The organism is Paraburkholderia xenovorans LB400 (genome assembly GCF_000013645.1).
Lineage (GTDB): Bacteria > Pseudomonadota > Gammaproteobacteria > Burkholderiales > Burkholderiaceae > Paraburkholderia > Paraburkholderia xenovorans.
The window spans coordinates 1,916,484-1,935,941 of the sequence record NC_007951.1; the positions used below are offsets into that span (position 1 = coordinate 1,916,484).

The 19,458-nt window shown below is 61.4% G+C and carries 17 protein-coding genes; 13 read left to right on the plus strand and 4 right to left on the minus strand.

Annotation, left to right across the window (positions count from 1 at the left end):
- Window positions 1-13: 13 nt before the first annotated feature.
- From BXE_RS08390 to BXE_RS08400, 3 genes are all read right to left on the minus strand, one after another.
- Window positions 14-1,108, minus strand: coding sequence for a porin (locus BXE_RS08390; RefSeq protein WP_011487924.1), 1,095 nt, complete (start codon window positions 1,106-1,108; stop codon window positions 14-16).
- A 68-nt stretch (window positions 1,109-1,176) separates the two neighbouring features.
- Window positions 1,177-2,748 carry a solute symporter family protein gene (locus BXE_RS08395; RefSeq protein ID WP_011487925.1) on the minus strand — a complete coding sequence of 524 codons (1,572 nt, stop codon included), beginning with the start codon at window positions 2,746-2,748 and terminating at the stop codon, window positions 1,177-1,179.
- The gene (locus BXE_RS08400) at window positions 2,745-3,119 is read right to left on the minus strand and encodes a DUF485 domain-containing protein (protein ID WP_011487926.1); all 375 of its coding nucleotides are present in this window, start codon (window positions 3,117-3,119) and stop codon (window positions 2,745-2,747) included. The genes BXE_RS08395 and BXE_RS08400 overlap by 4 nt, the downstream gene beginning before the upstream one ends.
- Before the next feature lie 272 nt (window positions 3,120-3,391).
- Here BXE_RS08400 and BXE_RS43305 point away from each other — a divergent pair, with 272 nt between their 5' ends.
- A complete protein-coding gene (locus BXE_RS43305; RefSeq protein WP_011487927.1) occupies window positions 3,392-3,829 on the plus strand; it encodes a nuclear transport factor 2 family protein in 438 nt (145 codons plus the stop codon).
- A 515-nt stretch (window positions 3,830-4,344) separates the two neighbouring features.
- Here the strand turns inward: BXE_RS43305 and BXE_RS08410 are convergent.
- Window positions 4,345-5,519 (minus strand): IS3-like element ISBxe1 family transposase gene (locus BXE_RS08410; protein WP_085953580.1). Its coding sequence is split into 2 segments (ribosomal slippage): window positions 4,345-5,264 and window positions 5,264-5,519, totalling 1,176 coding nucleotides; the frame shifts between segments, so codons are not numbered across the junction.
- 75 nt (window positions 5,520-5,594) lie between these two features.
- Here BXE_RS08410 and BXE_RS08420 point away from each other — a divergent pair.
- The 12 genes from BXE_RS08420 (at window position 5,595) to BXE_RS08475 (ending at window position 19,410) form a co-directional block, all read left to right on the plus strand.
- Window positions 5,595-6,440: a LysR substrate-binding domain-containing protein gene (locus BXE_RS08420; RefSeq protein ID WP_267886360.1), complete on the plus strand. Its 846-nt coding sequence runs from the start codon at window positions 5,595-5,597 to the stop codon at window positions 6,438-6,440.
- Window positions 6,441-6,600: 160 nt separating this feature from the next.
- Window positions 6,601-8,034 (plus strand): 3-isopropylmalate dehydratase large subunit, encoded by a 1,434-nt coding sequence (gene leuC, locus BXE_RS08425; protein WP_011487929.1) that lies wholly within the window; start codon window positions 6,601-6,603, stop codon window positions 8,032-8,034.
- Window positions 8,034-8,672 (plus strand): 3-isopropylmalate dehydratase small subunit, encoded by a 639-nt coding sequence (gene leuD / locus BXE_RS08430; protein WP_011487930.1) that lies wholly within the window; start codon window positions 8,034-8,036, stop codon window positions 8,670-8,672. Before leuC ends, leuD begins: the two co-directional genes overlap by 1 nt.
- Window positions 8,673-8,716: 44 nt before the next feature.
- A complete protein-coding gene (locus BXE_RS08435; RefSeq protein ID WP_011487931.1) occupies window positions 8,717-9,934 on the plus strand; it encodes a CaiB/BaiF CoA transferase family protein in 1,218 nt (405 codons plus the stop codon).
- On the plus strand, window positions 9,931-10,941 hold the full coding sequence (locus tag BXE_RS08440; protein ID WP_011487932.1) for a hydroxymethylglutaryl-CoA lyase: 1,011 nt from the start codon (window positions 9,931-9,933) through the stop codon (window positions 10,939-10,941). Before BXE_RS08435 ends, BXE_RS08440 begins: the two co-directional genes overlap by 4 nt.
- Window positions 10,942-11,279: 338 nt before the next feature.
- Window positions 11,280-12,098 (plus strand): helix-turn-helix transcriptional regulator, encoded by an 819-nt coding sequence (locus BXE_RS08445; protein WP_011487933.1) that lies wholly within the window; start codon window positions 11,280-11,282, stop codon window positions 12,096-12,098.
- Between the two features lie 324 nt (window positions 12,099-12,422).
- Entirely contained in the window at window positions 12,423-14,135 is a 1,713-nt protein-coding gene (locus tag BXE_RS08450) for an FAD-dependent oxidoreductase (protein WP_011487934.1), read from the plus strand.
- A gap of 14 nt (window positions 14,136-14,149) precedes the next feature.
- Window positions 14,150-14,350 (plus strand): hypothetical protein, encoded by a 201-nt coding sequence (locus tag BXE_RS08455; RefSeq protein WP_011487935.1) that lies wholly within the window; start codon window positions 14,150-14,152, stop codon window positions 14,348-14,350.
- Window positions 14,351-14,376: 26 nt separating this feature from the next.
- Complete coding sequence (hmgA, locus tag BXE_RS08460) at window positions 14,377-15,672, plus strand: homogentisate 1,2-dioxygenase (RefSeq protein ID WP_011487936.1); 1,296 nt, start codon at window positions 14,377-14,379, stop codon at window positions 15,670-15,672.
- A gap of 20 nt (window positions 15,673-15,692) precedes the next feature.
- Window positions 15,693-17,006, plus strand: a complete 1,314-nt coding sequence (gene fahA, locus BXE_RS08465; protein WP_011487937.1) for a fumarylacetoacetase — start codon at window positions 15,693-15,695, stop codon at window positions 17,004-17,006.
- Between the two features lie 4 nt (window positions 17,007-17,010).
- Window positions 17,011-17,655 (plus strand): maleylacetoacetate isomerase, encoded by a 645-nt coding sequence (gene maiA / locus BXE_RS08470; protein WP_011487938.1) that lies wholly within the window; start codon window positions 17,011-17,013, stop codon window positions 17,653-17,655.
- Between the two features lie 777 nt (window positions 17,656-18,432).
- A complete protein-coding gene (locus tag BXE_RS08475) occupies window positions 18,433-19,410 on the plus strand; it encodes an amidohydrolase family protein (RefSeq protein ID WP_038456391.1) in 978 nt (325 codons plus the stop codon).
- The last annotated feature ends 48 nt before the right edge of the window (window positions 19,411-19,458 follow it).

The window sequence follows — 19,458 nt, forward strand, 5'->3', positions numbered from 1 at the left end:
GCGCTGGCGTCCACTAGAACAGCGTACGCATCCCGAACTGAAAGACGCGAGAGGTCGTATCAGGGACCGCGGGTCCGCCGTAATAAACGGCAGCGCCAAGCGAGTACGCGGAACCGTTCTTGTTGTTTACCTGGCTGTACCCGCCGTACACACTGGTCCTTTTTGAGAGCTGGTAATTAATCTCGACGGCCTCGACATACGCGTTTTGTGAGGCACCGAGCCCGTCGGACGTATCTATGATTTTTGACACCTGGCCGATCAGCGCCAGCGAAGGTCTCAGCATGTATTTGACGCCGAGGTTGGCTATCGCGTACCGCTGCGTGTTCTGGATTGTCGCGGGTGTCGTTGTGTCAGGATAGATGTCCTTTGTGTAGCCCGCGTAAAGCTTTGCTGGCCCTATTACAAAGTTGCCACCGACCCCCCATTCCTCGTAGTAGCCCGGATCAGACGCATCCTTCATATGCAGGTAGCCAGCGTGGAGAGCCAGCGGTCCGTTTGCGTAATTCAATGCACCGCTGATTGTGGCGCCACCGCTGATCGAGCCTGGGACACCACCCACGCCGTACATCAGGCCGAACGAAACGCCCTGTACCGTGGGCGACGAATAGACAATTGAGTTATTGGTGCGACATGTGATGATGTCGGTCATCAGTGTGCTCTGCACCGTTCCGTTGCTCAACGTGCGGTCGAAGTTCCAGAAGCTGCCTCCGAGGCCAGCAAAGAACGCATCGTAGTCGCTGACGGCAAGGAATTCCGGAGCGTACTGCCTGCCGAACGTCAGCGAACCCTGTGGCCCCTGCAGGCCCACCCATGCCTGCCGGCCAAACAGCGCTCCGCCTTGCTCAATGACGCCCGTATTCGATGCAAATCCGTTTTCAAGCTTGAAAATGGCCTTGTATCCGTTTCCGAGTTCCTCTACGCCGGCCAGTCCGATCCGCGAACCTGCAAGGCCCCCGTTTGTCATCCGGGTGAGCGTGCCGTTTCCCTGATTCGAAATGTCCATCAGGATGTCGACCATCCCGTACAACGTCACACTGCTTTGCGCGCGCGCGGCGCACGCAAAGCTGCTTAACAGGACCACTACCGCAGCTCTGGTATACGTTTTCATTCTGTCTCCAAGCCGTCACGGTCGAGAACGCCGAGACGGTCTTTAGTCGTTATGGGGATACGGTGAAGTCAGTGGCCGGCTACGGCATCACTCTGTGCGCCCAGGCCGATCTCGGTGTGGAGGCGCAACACGGCGTAGCGGGTCTCGGCATCCTTGTCCGGGCGCAATAGGGTGCCGAGCCAGCACAGTACAAAACCGAGCGGCATGCTGATGATTCCGGGGTACTTGAGCGGAATCAGCGCTGCGGTGCCCATCACCATCGGCGATAGCAGGATGACGGCAATGGACACCACGAGGCCGCCGGCGAGCCCGGCGAATGCGCCACCCCGAGAGAATCGTCTCCAGAACAGTGTGCACACCAGTGCAGGGAGGTTCGCGCTGGCGGCGACGAGGAACGCGAGTCCGAGCAGGAACGTGATGTTGAAGCCCGTTCCGACGGCGATGCTGAACAGCGTCGCGATGATTCCGACGAGTACCGAGGACAGGCGCGCCATTCTGCGCTCCAGACGTTCAACGTCAGGGCGGTTGCGCCAGATAATGCCCGCAAAGAGGTCGTGCGCAACAGTGCCGGAGGCGGAAATCAGCAGGCCTGACACGACCGCGAGAATCGTCAGGAAGCAGACGCCGGAGATAAACGCCATCGCCAGCGCGCCGCCCACCGTCCCGTTGCCACCTGCAAGTACGCCAGCGAGAATCGGCGCGACGAGGTTGCCGCCTACGGCGGCGGCGGCATTGGCGTCGTTGCCGTGCAGCACAGCGCGGGCACCCATACCCAGCACGACGATCATCAGGAAAAACGCGCCCATCACCGCTACGGCCCAGCCCAACGAGCGCCGCGCGGCATTGCCGTCCTTCACGGTAAAGAAGCGGATCAGTACGTGCGGAAGGCCCGCCGTGCCAAGCATGTAAATGAGACCGAACGACAGGGTATCGATGGGATGGCTAGGCGACAGAAGCAGACCAGGCTTCAGATATGCAAGTCCCTTGGTATGCCCGTTAGCCGCGAGCTGCATCAGCGCGCCGATATTCCAGCCGCTCAACGCAAGAATCGCAGTCGACATTGCGATGCCAACGATCAGTAGGATGATGGCCTTCACGATCATGACCCAGGAGGCGCCGAGCATGCCGCCGTATGCGACATAGATCGTCATCAGAATGCCGGTGATCACCACTGCCAGTGCGTACGGCAGACCGGTCAGAGCCTGCAGCAGGATGCCCGCGCCGACCAGTTGCGCGACGAGGTAGAGCAGGCTCACGGCAAGTGATGTGAGCGCGGTGACTCCGCGCAGCGCCTGGTCATGAAAGCGCCTCGACAACAGCTCGCTGAGCGTGAATGCGCCGGCATTGCGCAGGCGCTCGGCAATCAGCAGTAACGGCAGGAAGCCGAAGAGTGCGGCCACGAGTATGAGCGTGCCATCAAATCCATACAGATAGATCAGGCCTGTGGTTCCGAGGAACGTGCCGGCAGACATAAAGTCGCCAGCTATCGCCAGGCCATTTTGTGCTGCCGAGATGCTGCGTCCAGCGGCGAGAAAGTCTGCCGAGGTCTTGGTCCTGCGTGCCGCGCGCGCAATGATGAACAACATGCAGAGCACGAGACCGGCGAACACAGCCATTGTCAGGATTCCGTTTCCTTTCATTTGGACGGATCCTCAAACGGTGCGTTATCCAGTTTCGCGAGCAGCGCAGCGCGTACTCGTTTCTCCAGTGGAGCAAGCCTTCGCCCTACATGACGCAGATAGAGCCCGGTGATCGTCCAGGCGATGGCGTACATCACCAGCATTGCGATAAAGGCGATGGAACCCCAGCCGGGGACCAACGTGCCGAGCCACGTTGGCGCAAATGCCACCAGTGCGAAAAAGCCGAGGTAACTTGCCATGACTGCGACGATGGTGACGGTACCGACGCGTCGACGCAAGTTCGCGAGTTCGTCGTATCCCGGGAGTGACAGGGCGTAATCGCCCGGTTCGTCGGGGCAAATGTCTGATGCGTAAAGCAGGTGAGCTGGCATGGTCTCCTCCAATTGGTGCCGCGTGGCGCCGGTGTGATTTATGTCTCCTATCATTTCATATCATTTGAAATGAAAAGGGAAATGGTGGTTTCCCTGATGTGTGCAATCGGGAGTCATCCAGCGCTTCGATATGCGGTCGGAGGATGGGAGTACTTGCATCATTTCATGTGATATGAGATAAATTGGGAATGCGTCGGATTGTGCTCCCGAATGCATCCGGGCGCACTGTCATAAAGGCCGTGCGCAAAAGTATATTTTGGAAGGAGACTGACATGGCATCCACTCTGGAAGACAAGGACAAGATCCACGACCTGCTCTCGAGCTTTTGCGACAACATGGATCTGCAACGTTTTGACGAGTTCGCGGCCCTATTTACCGAGGACGGCGTGTTCTACGCCGACGACGTCGGCCAACCGAAAGGGCGCGCTGCAATCCGGGCGTTCGCAGAAGGGATCCTTCCGGTGGAAGGCGAAGGTCCCAAGAGAAAGCACATCATGACGAACGTCTTCGTCAATGTAGATGGGGATACGGCACGATCAAACAGCACGTTTATCATGGTGAGAGAGAGTGCATCGGAGATCGTCATTGCCGCGGCTGGTCGATATGAAGACGAACTCGCGCGTGACAACGGAGTCTGGCGCTTCAAGACCCGGCGGCTCATCATTGACTTCCGGATGGACCTCGGTTTGAAGGCCTATCAGGCGGGTTGATTCAGGCTCGGATCAGTTTGGGCCCGCCTTCCGCAGATGCACTTTGATGCACTCTTCGTGAAGAATGATCGGCTTGGCGGAATCGTTAGGCCGCTACTGCGGCCAGCGATCATGCTAGTGACTTGAGGCGGCGTCGTGCAAGAAACGAGGCGCCGCAGGCCAAAGTATGCAACCTGTAGATATGCGGTTGTCGTCATATCAATATCGTTCGACGGACCCGCGCACGGTCAATTCTAAAACGTCAGGTGCCTGTCAAAACTACTGGCCGGAGTCTGGCCGAGCATGCTGCGTGTCGGCGCGGGCAGCTCCGTTCTCTGGAGATTGGGTCGTTCCGCGGCATCCTCGAAATGCCTGTGGTCGTGGCACGCTCGAGATGTCCCATTTGCTCCAGCTGTCACTCTATGTCGCATGAATCTTCATCGTCTCGATCTCGTCTCGCTTTACCTGTTTGCGCTCATCTCGCGTAGCGGCAGTTGACGTTGCCCGCGAATTTCGGATCCCTTAGCTGAGTGAGATTATGCCACCCGTTGGTTCTGGGCAGCGTACCAGTCCCGCTCGAACTGCATCGGACTGACGTAGCCCAACGTCGAGTGCAAGCGCGAATGATTGTAGAAGCTCAACCAGTCGATTACCTCGTCCATCGCTTCCCGACGCGTTGCAAAGCGCTGGCCAAGGATGCGTGCTCGCTTGAGCGATCCCCACAAGCTCTCGGTCGGCGCGTTGTCCCAACAATTTCCTCGACGGCTCATCGAGCTGCGCATGCCGTAGCCCTTAAGCAGGTCCTGGAAGTCACGACTGCAATACTGGCTACCGCGGTCGCTATGGACGATCAGGCCCGCTTCCGGCCGGCGGCGAAACCACGCCATACGCAGCGCGTCAGACACCAGCTCCGTGCGCATGTGCGGCTGCATCGACCAGCCCACCACCTGACGGCTGAACAGGTCGAGGATGACGGTCAGAAACAGCCAACCCTCGTCCGTCCAGATGTACGTGATGTCCGTAGTCCAGACCTGATCTGGACGCGCGGGAGAGAAGTCTCGTTGCAGCAGGTCCGGCGCGACCGGCAGGCTGTGGTTGCTGTCGGTCGTGACCTTGAACCGGCGTTTGGTCTTCGCCCTGATGCCGTGCAGCTTCATGAGCTGTTGGACACGATCCTTGCTGACGCGAATGCCCTGGGCCAGCAACTTCTTCCACACGCGCGGCCAGCCGTACTCGCCTTTGGATTCAGCGTGCACGGCCTTGATGTGCACCAGCAGAGCGTCGTTGCTGATGCGTCGGCGCGCTCGGTCAGTATCGACATCCCGCGCCTTGCGCGCGTGGTAACCGCTGGGGCTGACACCCAGCACCTGGCAGGTCAGGGACACCGGCCATTGTCGGCTGTGAAGCTCGATCCAGGCGTACTTCATGCCGACACCTTTGCAAAGTACGCCGTGGCTTTTTCCAATATGTCGCGCTCCATTTTCACGCGTGCCAACTCCGCGCGCAGCCGGGCAATCTCCATCTGTTCAGGAGAAACCTGTTTGCCTGCGCCGTTCAGCTTCCCAGCGGCATCGGCCTTAACCCAGTTGTGCAGCGTCTTCGGGCTGATACCCAGTATCTTCGCCACCGCCGCCATGCTCTGGCCGCCGCGGACCATGCGCACGGCTTCCAGCATGAATTCCCGCGTATATCGGGCTCTCGGATTACCCATCTTTCCTTCCTCCTTGCGTGAGTTTTACACACTCAGCAAGGGATCCATTTTTTGCGGGCAAGCTCAAGTATCCGGGTGGGCGCCGAGCGCGCGCATCTCGCAATAGGTGCGGCGAGCAAACGGATGGCCGACCTCGAAGCATCAATTGGCGTGCAACTGTTCGAGCGCCACGCCCGTGGCGTTGCGCTGACCGCAGCAGGCGAAGCGCTCGAACGACATACGCAGCGGATCTTGAACGACATGGACCGGATGACCGCTGAGATGTCGGATTATGCGGCGGGTGTTGTGGGCGTCGTCCGGTTGTGGGCCAACACATCGAGTGTGACCCAGTTCCTTCCGACGGACATCGCGGCGTTTAGCGTAGTCCATCCTGATATCCGTATCGAGTTGGAAGAGCAGGATAGCGAGCAGGTTGCTCTGGCCGTGGTAGATGGTGCAGCCGATTTTGGCATTATGGCAGACCGGATGCCAACGCTTGGGCTTCAGGCGATGTTGTATCGCAAGGATCATCTGTTCCTTGTTGTGCCCGATGGTCATCCACTGACTCAGCGCGAATCGGTTTCGTTCGTCGACGCACTCGAGTTCGACTTCGTCAGCCTTGCTCGTAATACGTCGCTGGCGAAGCGTCTTCAGGCCGCCACCGCCTTCTCTGGTGGCCAGATCAAGTTGCGAATCCAGGTCCGCAGCTTCGATGCGATGTGCCTCATGGTAGCCGCAGGGCCTGGCATCGCCATACTGCCCGATGCAGCGGTGGGTCCCCACCTGAGGTCGATGGACCTCTGCAGGATACCCCTGTCGGAAAACTGGACGCGTCGTGAACTTTTCATCTGTGCTCGTGACCTGAACGCGTTGCCCCGGCCCGCGTCGCTGCTCGTCAATCATTTGATTGGAGCCACGCCGGACGCTGTGGCAGTCCGTTGATCGGTATCGAGGTTTTGTGTTTCACGAAAGCCCCGTTCCGCATTAGTGCATTTCGCCTACAGCATCGCGCGTGGACAATAGATGTCCCTATATCGCAGCGTCGCGGGCTGCGGTGATAGCAAAACCAGCATGCTCTCATCCTGAATATGGAGGCTCTCCCATGGAACCTGCGACTTCACCCCGTACGCTGCTCGACAAGCTGTGGCAAAGCCACGTCGTCGCGGAAACGCCCAACGGCCCAACGCTGCTTTATGTTGACCGCCATCTCGTTTACGAGGTGACAAGCCCACAAGCGTTCGAGGCGATTCGCCTGTCGGGCCGCAAACCCTGGCGGCCTGAAACAGTACTCGCGGTCGCTGACCATAACGTACCGACGATCGCCGCGGAGCGCACGAGCATGGACGCGATCGCTGACCCACTCTCGCGCATTCAGGTCGCGCAGCTCGACAAAAATTGCAAGGAGTTTGGTATCAAGTCGTACGGTATCCGGAACCCGCAGCAAGGAATCATCCACGTAGTCGGCCCGGAACTCGGGGCGACGTTGCCGGGCATGACGGTCGTGGCGGGAGACTCGCACACGAGTACCCACGGTGCGTTCGCCGCACTGGCGTTCGGGGTGGGCACGTCGGAAGTCGAGCACGTGCTGGCAACCCAATGCCTGTCGGTTGGGAAAATGAAGTCGATGCTCGTGAACGTTGAGGGCGTACTGCCGGTGGGCGTCACGGCCAAGGACGTGATTCTCGCGATCATCCGCAGGACCGGTACCGCCGGCGGCACCGGTTACGCAATGGAATTCGCGGGCAGCACGATCCGCACGCTGTCGATGGAGGGTCGCATGACCCTGTGCAACATGGCGATCGAGGCGGGCGCCCGGGTGGGGCTGATCGGCGTCGACGATGTCACGATCGACTATGTGAAGGGGCGTCCCTTCGCGCCCGCAGAAGCACACTGGGATGCGGCGGTCGCCTATTGGCGCACGCTGGTCAGCGATGCGGACGCCCGGTTCGACAAGATCGTCAACATCGACGCAACGCAGCTACGGCCGATGGTTACCTGGGGCACGTCGCCCGAAATGGTGGTCACGGTCGACGACGCTGTACCGAATCCGTTGGACGATCCCGATCCCGTTCGCCGCGCCACCATGGCCGGCGCGCTTACGTATATGGGACTTGAGCCAGGTACGTCGCTCAAGAGCATTTCACTCGACAAGATTTTCATCGGCTCCTGCACGAATGCACGCATCGAGGATCTGCGTGCAGCCGCCGCGATCGTCAAGGGCAGGCACGTCGCGCCGACCGTCCAGCTTGCGCTGGTGGTGCCCGGCTCGGGTCTCGTCAAGGCACAGGCCGAGGCCGAGGGGCTGGACGCCATATTCAAGGAGGCCGGCTTTGAATGGCGCGAACCGGGTTGTTCGATGTGCCTCGGCATGAACGACGACCGCCTGCGTCCGGGGGAGCGGTGTGCGTCTACATCTAACCGAAATTTTGAAGGCCGTCAGGGGCCTGGTGGCCGCAGCCACCTCGTCAGTCCTGCGATGGCAGCCGCGGCAGCGATTGCAGGTCACTTCGTTGACGTTTCCCACGGAGGCTTCTAGTGCAACCCTTTACGAAACTGGAGGCGCTGGTGGTGCCGCTCGACCGCGTGAATGTCGACACCGACGCGATCATCCCCAAGCAGTTTATGAAATCGGTGCAACGTAACGGCTTCGGCATCAATCTGTTCGATGAATGGCGCTACTTCGATCACGGAGAGCCGGGACAGGATCCGTCGACCCGTCGGTTGAATCCCGATTTCGTACTCAATCAACCACGTTTCGCGGGTGCGGAGATTCTCCTCACGCGCGACAACTTCGGGTGTGGATCGAGTCGCGAGCATGCAGCGTGGGCGTTGTGGGACTTCGGTATCCGAGCGCTGATCGCACCAGGCTTTGCCGACATCTTCTACGGCAACTGCTTCAAGAACGGCATGCTGCCGATCAAGCTCGATGAACGTATCGTTCAGCAGTTGTTCGATCTCGTTGGGCGTACTCCCGGCCTGAGGCTAGCAATCGATCTGGAGGCTCAGCGCATTCAACCACCAGCCGGTGATGCGATTCCGTTCGACGTCGAGCCCGAGCGCAAACGCCGCTTGCTCAATGGGCTGGACGACGTCGCTCTGACATTGCAGCAAACCGATCAGATCCGTGCGTATGAACGCAATCGCCGCGCCCATGAGCCCTGGCTTTTCGCCTGATGCCAGGCACGCGCGCACGAACCGCAATTTCAGGAGCTTTTGTTATGAGTGGTCAACCTACCTTTCCGACTTCACCCGCTGCGCTGAACGGCGTACGAGTCATCGAGATGGGCCAGCTCATTGCCGGCCCTTTCGCAGGCAAGACGCTCGGCGAGTTTGGTGCCGAGGTCATCAAGATCGAATCGCCGGGTACCGGCGATCCTCTGCGCAACTGGCGTCTGATGAAGGACGGCACCTCCGTCTGGTGGCAGGTGCAGTCGCGCAACAAGCGTTCGGTCGCGCTGGATCTGCGCAGCGTCGAGGGCCAGGATATCGCGCGCAAGCTGATTGCCGAAGCCGACGTGCTCATCGAGAATTTTCGCCCGGGCACGCTCGAAGGGTGGGGGATGAGTTACGAGCAGCTCTTTGAGCTCAACCCCGGACTCGTCATGCTGCGTATCTCGGGGTACGGGCAGACGGGGCCGTACCGTGATCTGCCGGGCTTCGGGGCGATCGGTGAGGCGATGGGTGGCCTGCGGTATCTGACCGGCGAGCCCGGCCGCGTGCCCGTGCGCTGCGGCATTTCGATCGGCGACACGCTTGCCGCGTTGCATGGAGTGATCGGCGTGCTCACCGCTCTCTATCACCGTGACGCGAACGGCGGCAAAGGGCAGGTTATCGATGTCGCGCTTCACGAAGCAGTTTTCAATGTGATGGAAAGCCTGATTCCTGAGTACAGTGCGCTCGGTGTGGTCCGCGAAGCCGCCGGCAGCGCGCTGCCCGGCATTGCACCATCCAACGCGTATCGCTGTACCGATGGTTACGTGCTCATCGCCGGGAACGGCGACAGCATCTTCAAACGGCTGATGGCGACGATCGGGCGGAGCGACCTGGCGAGTGATCCTGCGCTCGCCAACAACGCTGGGCGTGTCGCTCGCGTCGAGGAACTGGATCGGGCCATCGAAGCGTGGACCGGGCGCCGTTCGGCCGAGGATGTGCTGACCGCGCTGATCGAAGCGCGCGTGCCTGCCGGCAAGATCTATACGGCCCGCGATATCGTCGAGGATCCGCACTACCGCGCCCGCGACATGATCTTGCGCCAGGCCACGCGCGACGGCTACGAAGTCGACGTGCCGGGCATCGTGCCCAAGCTGATGGGCACTCCGGGTTCCGTGCGCACATCGGCGCCTAAGCTCGGCGACGATACAGATGGCGTCCTGCGCGAGATCGGTATTTCCGAAACGCGGATTGCCGAACTTCGTGACAAAGGAGCAATTGCATGAACATCTGGGATGGTGGACGCCGGCGCGTCTATATGCAGGAGGTGGGTACGCGCGACGGCTTCCAGTCGGAAGGGATCTTCGTCGAGACACGGGACAAGATCGCGCTGATTGACATGCTTTCGAAGACAGGCATGGCGAAAATCGAGGTGACCGCGTTCGTGTCGCCGCAGGCGATACCCGCGTTACGCGATGCCGAGATTGTGCTGCGCGAGATCGAACGCAATCCAGGTGTTATCTACACGGCGCTGGTTCCAAACGTGCGTGGTGCCGAACGCGCGATCGACGCGCATGCGGACGAGCTGAACCTGGTGATGTCGGCGAGTGAAAGCCACAATCTGTCCAATCTGAGAATGACACGCGACCAGTCATTTAATGCGCTGAAGCAGGTCGCGGCCATTGCTCGCGATGCTGGCCTCCCTGTTAACATCTCTCTGTCTTGTGCATTCGGGTGCCCAATGGAAGGTGATGTGTCTGCGAGCACCGTTCTCGAGTGGGCGGAACGCTTCGTCGAGGAGATCGGCTCACGGGGTGTCACTTTGTGCGACACGACGGGTATGGCGTATCCGCGGCAGGTTGCGGAGCTGACGTCACAATGTGTCGAGCGCTGGCCCCAGACTGAACTCACGCTGCACTTCCACAACACGCGCGGCATGGGCCTCGCCAACGTACTCGCCGCAATCGATGCCGGCGCCAACCGCTTCGACGCATCACTGGGTGGGATCGGTGGATGCCCGTACGCGCCAGGCGCGAGCGGCAACGTGTGCAGCGAGGAGATCGTGCACGCGTTGGAGTTGATGGGCTACGACACTGGCGTTGATCTCGACGCGCTGATCGCCGCTGCGAGGTGCCTTCCGCCGCTGATTGGTCATGATACGCCCAGCCAGATCGTGAAGGCGGGGCGGCGGCTCGACTTGCATCCGCTGCCGGCCGACTTTGCCGCGGTCCGCGAACGGACTATGCAGGGAAAGCTCAAGCCTAAACCGCATTATGGGATGAATATCGGCTAAGGGGGTGACGTCGGATCCAAGCTGGTTCCCGACGTTCCCAACCGAAATTTTGGGGGCGGTACAGGAAAATACAGTTCATGCAACAAACGCTAATTTAATGGCATGCCTTTGCCAAATCCCTATCCACAAGGTTGCTGGAATATAGTGAACCGCTGGTCGTGAAGAGGGGGCGGTCGATCTGCACAATGCAGAACATGGTGGTCCCCCAACACTCGCCACTGCTTCTGGCACGGGAGAGAACGGGGTGGTGTGCCGTGGTCAGATCTTCGGGATACCAAATTGCCGTGCGGGCACCGGCGGCGCTAGAATGAGACGCAAATTCATCATTCCATCTCCAAATGCGCGCCTGGTATCTTGATCGCCCCCCGCCCGTCGGGACGCTGGATCTGAACCGCGCGACCGGCCTGGTCGCGGCGCTCGGCGCGGCTGAAACGAATGCGTTCGCGGCCGCGGTTCTGCGTCTGCTCGGCGATGTCGCGGCAATTTCTCAATGCACGGTATTCGCATACGAGGCGGGTCTGCGTCCGCGCACCGTCGCTGTGGCTGACTATCGCGGCGGGGCCTATTTGCGCGAGGTCGCCGACATCTACGCGCGACGTTTCTATGCGCTCGACGGCAACCAGCAGATCGTCGCTGAGGCCAGCCCGCGCAAGCCCGGCACCTCGCTCACGATGCACCAGCAGGCGATCGACGATATCAAGCATGAAGCCTACAGGGCGGCCTGCTACAGCGGCCCGAACGTGTCGGACCGCATCGCGCTGCTGTCCCGGCAGTCGGAGGATGTCTGGCTGTCCGTGAATCTCTACCGTGACCGCCAATACGGCGTGTTCCGACAGGATGAGATCGCGCGCCTCGAAACCCTCGCACCGCTCGTCGTCCATGCCGCTCAGCAGCACTATGCGCTTTCGGGCCAGCGCCAGGCCAGTATTCCGCAACTGATGCTCGCTCGCCTGCTGCGGCACTGCCCGGCGTTGTCGAAGCGTGAGCTCGACGTGCTGCGCGGCGTGCTCGAGGGACACACTACGAACGAGATCGCCGAACTAATCGGCGTCAAGGCTTCGAGCGTTACGACCTACCAGAAACGCGCGTACCGTCGGCTCGGTATATCGAGTCAGCGCCAGCTGTTCGCGCTCTGCCTCAATTCGCTGCCGGCCTGAGCGGCGGCTGCACATCATCTCGGGGTTTTCCCCGATCCCCGGTCCGGTTGTCCCCAAACATGGGACAAGCGTCCGTCCCGGGCGGCCAATACTCCATTCAATGCGTCATGCCGGTCCATCGACTGGCTTCTACGCACGGCGCTGCCCGTTAGCGCGCAGCGATCAATATTGGAGACTTGCCCGCATGACGTTCCGATCCGAGGCCAGCGGCACTCTGCCGGGTGGCGCGGCGGCTGTGCCGCCTTCCCACGAAGCTGTGATCGACACGATTGAGGCACTGGTATCACCGCTTCAGGCCAGAGGGTTCACAAAGCCACGCACATCATGACCATCGAATTCACTTCCTACCCGTTCACTGCGCAACACTATTCGGCGCGGTTGCCTTCGCTCGGAGGCGGCGTTGAGACAAGCCGTCATGCGGTTGCGATCGTCGGAGGCGGGCCTGTCGGCCTGACGCTCGCCCTCGGTCTAGCGAAGCACGGCATCCGCTGCGTGCTGATCGAGGCCGACGATTCAGTTTGTTTTGGTAGCAGGGCGATCTGTATCTCGCGCCGCAGCCTCGAGATCATCGAACGCGTCGGAGCGCTCGATCGGTTCCTTGAGATCGGCCTGCCCTGGGCGGGTGGACGCAGTTTCTACCGCGACGACGAAGTGTTGCACTTCAAGATGCCGCAAGACCAGAACCAGAAGCTGCCGCCGATGGTCAATCTCGCGCAGTACCACATCGAGCAGTACCTGCTCGAGGCGGCTGAACGCCAGGCCGACTTGATCGACATCCGCTGGCAGACCCGGGTCGAAAAGATCGAGACGCGAGACGACGGCACGACGTTGTACCTGAGCACGCCCGCAGGCGATTACGCACTTGAGGCCGACTGGGTCGCCGCGTGCGACGGTGGCCGCAGCACGATCCGTGAGCAGCTCGGCCTCATGCTCCAGGGCACGAGCTACGAAGGCCGCTACGTGATCGTCGACATCAAGCTCGACAGCGAGCGTCCGACCGAGCGCCTCGCGTACTTCGATCCCGTGTCGAACCCCGGTTCGACCGTGCTGGTCCATAAGCAGCCCGACAACGTCTGGCGCATCGATTACCAGCTTCGCGACGGCGAGGATGCGGATCAGGCCGTCAAGCCCGAGAACGTGATGCCGCGCGTGCAGAGCCTGCTCGACATGATGGGCGAGAAAGGTGCCTGGCAGCCGATCTGGATCACGGTCTACAAGGCCAATGCGCTTACGCTCGAACGCTACCGCCACGGACGCGTGATGTTCGCGGGCGACGCCGCGCATCTCGTGCCGATCTTCGGCGTGCGAGGTGCGAACTCCGGCATCGACGATGCCGACAACCTCGCCTGGAAGCTCGCCTACGTGGTGCGCGGACTGGCCGGCGACGAACTGCTGGACAGCTACTCGGACGAGCGCGTCTACGCGGCCCACGAGAACCTCAGCTACGGCACCAAGAGCACAGAGTTCATGGCACCGCCGAGTTTTGCGTTCGAGCTGATGCGCAATGCAGTGCTCAGCCTTGCGGTCGCGCATACGGAACTGCGTTCGCTGATCAATCCACGCCAGAGCTCGGCGATCACTTATGCCGACTCTTCGCTCAACGAACCGGACCGGGACGGCTTCACCGCCGGCCCGGTACCTGGCGCGGTGCTGCCCGAGTGCCAACTGACCATCGTGCGCGACGGCGAGGCGCGCGAGGCGCATCTGACCGATCTGATCGAGCCGTGTTTCACTGCCTTCGTGTTTGGTGAGAACGGTAGCCTGCCTGCAGCGTTTGCCCGGCTCGAGCAGACCGTGGATGCCACGGGCGTGCGCCTGCGCTGCATCCCGCTCGCCGAGCATTCGCAGAAGGGCTTGCCGGGCCTGCATGGCTGGGATCGCACCGGGCGGCTGTTCGCGATGTATGGCGCACGCGCCGGCTCGGTCTATCTGGTCCGCCCGGACGGGCACGTACTGGGCCGTTGGCACGATGCATCTGCGGAAACGGTCGGCGCTGCCATCGCCCGCGCGCTGCATACGCTCGCGCACGCCATCTGATTCTGGGGAGCGACATGACTGATATCGAACTCGACGCCGTCTACACGCGGCTCTGCAAGACCATGACCGATGTCGGCGAGACGAATGCCTCGCTGTTCCTAGCCCGCTTTGCCCTGCTGGCCATCACGCGCCTCGGCGAAGCTGATGCCGTGCTGAACCTGATCGCCGAAGCGGGCGAGGGTATGGGTGGCGGCGTTGCCACCGCAACCGCCTGAGCGTCCTTCCGGAAGAGAGACCTGAGATGACCTACGAATACATGACCGGTTTCGCGAACGAATTTGCGACCGAAACGCTGCCCGGCGCCCTCCCCGAAAGTCGGAACTCGCCGCAGCGCGCGCCTTATGGCCTCTATGCAGAGCAGTTTTCGGGCACGGCCTTCACGGCACCGCGCCACAGCAACCGCCGCTCGTGGCTCTACCGGATCCGCCCGGCCGCCGTGCACGAGCCGTTCGCGCCGCTTGTCAACACGCGCCTGCTGTCGCGCTTCGACGAGGTGCCGCCGCCGCCGAACCAGCTGCGCTGGAATCCACTGCCTTACCCCGACACGCCGCTTGACTTCATCGACGGCCTCGTCACGATGGCTGGCAACGGCTCGCCCGAGGCCGGCACCGGCTGTGGCATCCATCTCTACACGGCCACCCGTTCGATGCAGGGCCGCTTCTTCTACGACGCCGACGGCGAGCTGCTGATCGTGCCGCAGGAAGGTCGCCTGCTGATCTCGACCGAACTTGGCGCGCTCGAGGTGGAACCGCAGGAGATCGTCGTAATTCCGCGCGGCGTGCGCTTCAAGGTCGAGCTGCCCGACCACCGCGCGCGCGGTTACGTTTGCGAGAACTACGGCGCCCTCTTCAAGCTGCCTGACCTCGGCGTGATCGGCTCGAACGGCCTCGCGAACCCGCGCGACTTTCAGACGCCGGTCGCGCGCTATGAGGACGTCGAAGGTGATTTCGAGCTTGTCGCGAAGTTCCAGGGCAACCTATGGACAACCCGCATCGGCCACTCGCCGCTTGATGTGGTTGCCTGGCACGGCAACTACGCGCCCTACAAGTACGATCTGCGCCGCTTCAACACGATTGGCTCGATCAGCTACGACCATCCTGATCCGTCGATTTTCCTCGTGCTGCAGGCGCCGAGCGATACGCCGGGCGTCGACACGGTCGACTTCGTGATCTTTCCGCCGCGATGGCTCGCGGCCGAGAATACATTCCGCCCGCCGTGGTTCCACCGCAATGTCGCGAGCGAGTTCATGGGACTGATCTATGGCATCTATGATGCGAAGGCCGAGGGTTTCACGCCGGGCGGGGCGTCGCTGCACAACTGCGTGAGCGGCCACGGCCCCGATGCCGAGACCTTCGAGAAGGCGAGCGCATCCGATACCACGATGCCGCATGCCGTGAAGGACACGATGGCCTTCATGTTCGAGACGCCGGCCGTGATCCGGCCGACCCGCCATGCGCTCGAATCGGCCCAACTGCAGCCCGGGTACTACCGCTGCTGGCAGGGCATCAGGAAGCACTTCAACCCGTCGCAAGCGTGATGCGCGCAAAGGAATACAGCATGTCCGTTCTCAACGAAACCCACGATCCGAGTCTCAAGAGCTGGGTCGCCTCGGCCAACGCGGCTGGTAGCGATTTTCCGATCCAGAACTTGCCGTTCGCGGTGTTTCGCCGTAACGGCAGCCCGGAGGCGTTCCGCGGTGGCGTCGCGATCGGCGAGATGATCGTCGATCTCGGCGCGGTCGCGCGCCTGCTAGATGGTGTGGTCGCCGACGCGGCCCGGGCCGGCAGCGAGAGCAGCCTCAATGCGCTGATGGCGCAGGGCTCGGCCGCGTGGTCGGCGCTACGGCTCGCGCTATCGCGCGCGCTGCGCGAGGGCGCGCTGCAGCAGGCCGCGTTCGCGAATGCGCTGGTCGCGCAGGCCGACGCCGAATACACGGTGCCCGCGCGGATCGGCGACTACACCGACTTCTATACCTCGATCTACCATGCGACCAATATCGGCAGGCTGTTCCGGCCGGACAATCCGCTGATGCCGAACTACAAGTGGGTACCGATCGGCTATCACGGCCGCGCCTCGTCGATCGCGGTGTCGGGCCAGCAGTTCCCGCGGCCGGTCGGGCAGACGTTTCCGCCGGGCTCGGAGCAGCCGAGCTTCGGGCCGAGCAAGCGGCTCGACTACGAGCTCGAGCTCGCCGTCTACATTGGCACTGGCAACGCGCTCGGCAGTCCGATCCCGATCGACGATGCGGAGGCGCATGTGTTCGGCATCGGCCTCCTGAACGACTGGTCCGCCCGCGACGTCCAGGCTTGGGAATATCAGCCGCTCGGGCCGTTCCTCGCGAAGAGCTTCGCGAGCACGGTGTCTCCGTGGATCGTCACGCTCGAGGCGCTCGCTCCGTACCGCGTGGCGTTCGAGCGCAACGCGGGCGATCCGCAGCCGCTGCCTTACCTCGATTCGGTGCGGCAGCGCGAGCGGGGCGCATTCGACATCACGCTCGAGCTCGGGATCGAATCGGCGCGGCTGCGCTCGCAGGGCCGGCCGGCCGCGCGCGTAAGCCTCACGAACTACCGCCACGCGTACTGGACGATCGCGCAGATGGTCGCGCATCACACGGTCAACGGTTGCAACCTGCAGCCGGGCGACCTGCTTGGCACGGGCACGCTGTCGGGTCCGACGCTGGACCAGGCGGGCGCGCTGATCGAGACCACGAGCGGAGGCAAGAACCCGTTCGAGCTCGGCAATGGCGAGGCGCGGACTTTCCTCGAGGACGGCGATGCGGTGATCATCCGTGGATGGTGCGAGAAGGCGGGTGCGGCACGCATCGGCTTCGGCGAGTGTCGTGGCGCGATTTTGCCCGCGCGTGCGGTGTGACGCAATGAAGCTCTACAGCTACTTTCGCAGCTCGGCCTCGTACCGGGTACGCATCGCACTGAACCTCAAGGGCCTCGACTACGAGTATGTGCCGATCCACCTGCTGCGCAATGGAGGCGAGCAGCTAACCCCCGCGTATCGTGAACTGAATCCGGACGGACTCGTACCGACACTCGTTGAGGGGGGCGCCCCCCTCAACCAGTCGCTCGCTATCCTCGAATATCTTGAGGAAACGCATCCGGAGCCGCCGCTATTGCCGCGCGAGCCGCTTGCACGCGCTCAAGTGCGCGCCTTCGCGTTGCAGATTGCGTGCGAGATCCATCCGATTAACAATTTGCGCGTGCTCCGGTATCTGACCAGCGAGCTCGGCGCAAGTGAGGGCGCGAAGAACGCGTGGTACCGCCACTGGATCCAGGCAGGCTTCGCTTCGCTCGAAGCGCAGCTCGTGCGAGGTCAGCACACGGGTACGTTCTGTTACGGCGATACGCCGACATTCGCTGACCTGTGCCTCGTGCCGCAGGTGTTCAACGGCCAGCGCTTCGAAATCGATATACAGCACTATCCGACGCTCCAGCGCATCTACGATGCCGCGATGCGACTCGACGCGTTCGCAAACGCAGCGCCGGCCCAGCAGCCCGACGCCGAATAGACTGTCGTTCGCATGATGATGCGCACAGACCTTTTTGCATGCGCCGACACGAGCGCTTCGTCAATCTCGAGTTCGGAACCTTACGGGTACAACACCCTGCCTTGCTGCGAATAGCGGCATTGTCTCGCGCTCGTGAGCCACGCGAGCGCCTGTTGCAACTGTCGAGCGCGCAGATCCGAATTGCGCGGCTTCCTGCGCGAAGTAGCGGAAGACGCTGAGCGCGAATGCGCGTCGCCCGTTGACCGACGCCATGCTGCCGGTGTCAGAACGGCTTCGAGTTCCGTTGCTGTGATGGCCCACCGTCGCATTTCGGGACTACGCTCCCAGCGAGGCCAAGCGATTGGCTGCTGGATAACTGATCGACCACCATCAACCATCCGACACGCGGCTTCGCACCAGAGCGAAATCTGGTGCTGTTGAAAGCTCCAGTATGTTTCCTATAGAGTCCCGGCTAGTCAGGCCATCAGGATTTGCTCCGATCCGCTACGGATTACGGGGGCGTACTTGGGGCATACCCTATTCATTGATTTGAAATATCAATCTTGAGAAATACAGAGGCGATCCGTATCCTCGTTTCTGGAGGCATGTAAATCAGTAAGTGGTCTGACGACGACCGCATGACGTATCGTCGTCAAGATGGCGGTTAACGCAGGTCATCCGAATCGAGAGATCGGATCGAAGGCGATGACCGGTCCATGTCGACGCGTTCGATCTGATGTTTCGAAAACGTGCCATTTTCAATTACCAAGCTTGAGCGGGCTGCCGCCGACCGAATCCATGAGCCATTCTCGAATTGACGTCCATCATCATATTCTTCCGCCGCAATATGTCGAAGCCGTCGGCACTGATGCCATCGCCAGGCAAGGCTCGTCGGGGCGGGTGCCGCAGTGGAGTGTGGATGAGGCACTATCTCTCATGGATAGAAGCGGGATCGGGACTGCGATTACCTCGATAACGGCGCCTGGCGTCTCCGCTCTAGCAGAGGTCGAGGCGGGTGGCCTTGCGCGCTGGTGCAACGAATTTTCGGCGAATATGGTGCGGGATTGGCCTGGCCGTTTCGGTATGTTCGCATGCCTGCCGCTTCAATCAATCGACAATGCGTTGCGTGAAGCGGTGTATTCGCTCGAAACACTGAAGGCGGACGGAGTGTGCCTCCTGTCAAATTACGATGGACGGTATCTGGGCGATCCGGTCATGCGGCCGTTGTACGAGGAGCTCAACCGGCGCAAAGCGGTCGTCTTCGTTCACCCGACGTCTCCCGCGAGTATGGTGCCGATAGACCAGTTGTCGCCGTCGAGTCTGGAGTTTCCTTTCGATACGACCCGCACCGTCGCTTCGCTGATTTTCGGAGGCATCACGACAGACTATCCGGAGATACGGTGGATTCTGTCCCACGCTGGCGGAGCAATGCCGTATCTCGCTGGCCGCATCGAGTTGCTGACGCGTAACAACCCGGCCTTGCGTGAACGTATCCCGGACGGTTTTCGGAGAGCTATGGCAACGTTCTTCTTCGACTGCGCGTTATCAGTTGATCCCGCACAGTTTGCGGCCCTGAGGGAACTCGTTCCGGATAGCCAGCTCCTGTTCGGCACCGACTATCCGTTTGGTCCAAAAGGGCAGATCGCGGAAACGGTTTCGGGTGTTCTCGATGTGGGATTGGAGCCGGGCACGTTGAAGGCGCTGGAGTCCGATAATGCATTGAGCCTGTTTCCGCGCCTACGCGATTTTCAGGAAACGGCGACGGAAGTAGATTGATCCGGCTTGCTGCCGGAGGGTAGATGGCAAGAGTCCTGACCAGTAAAT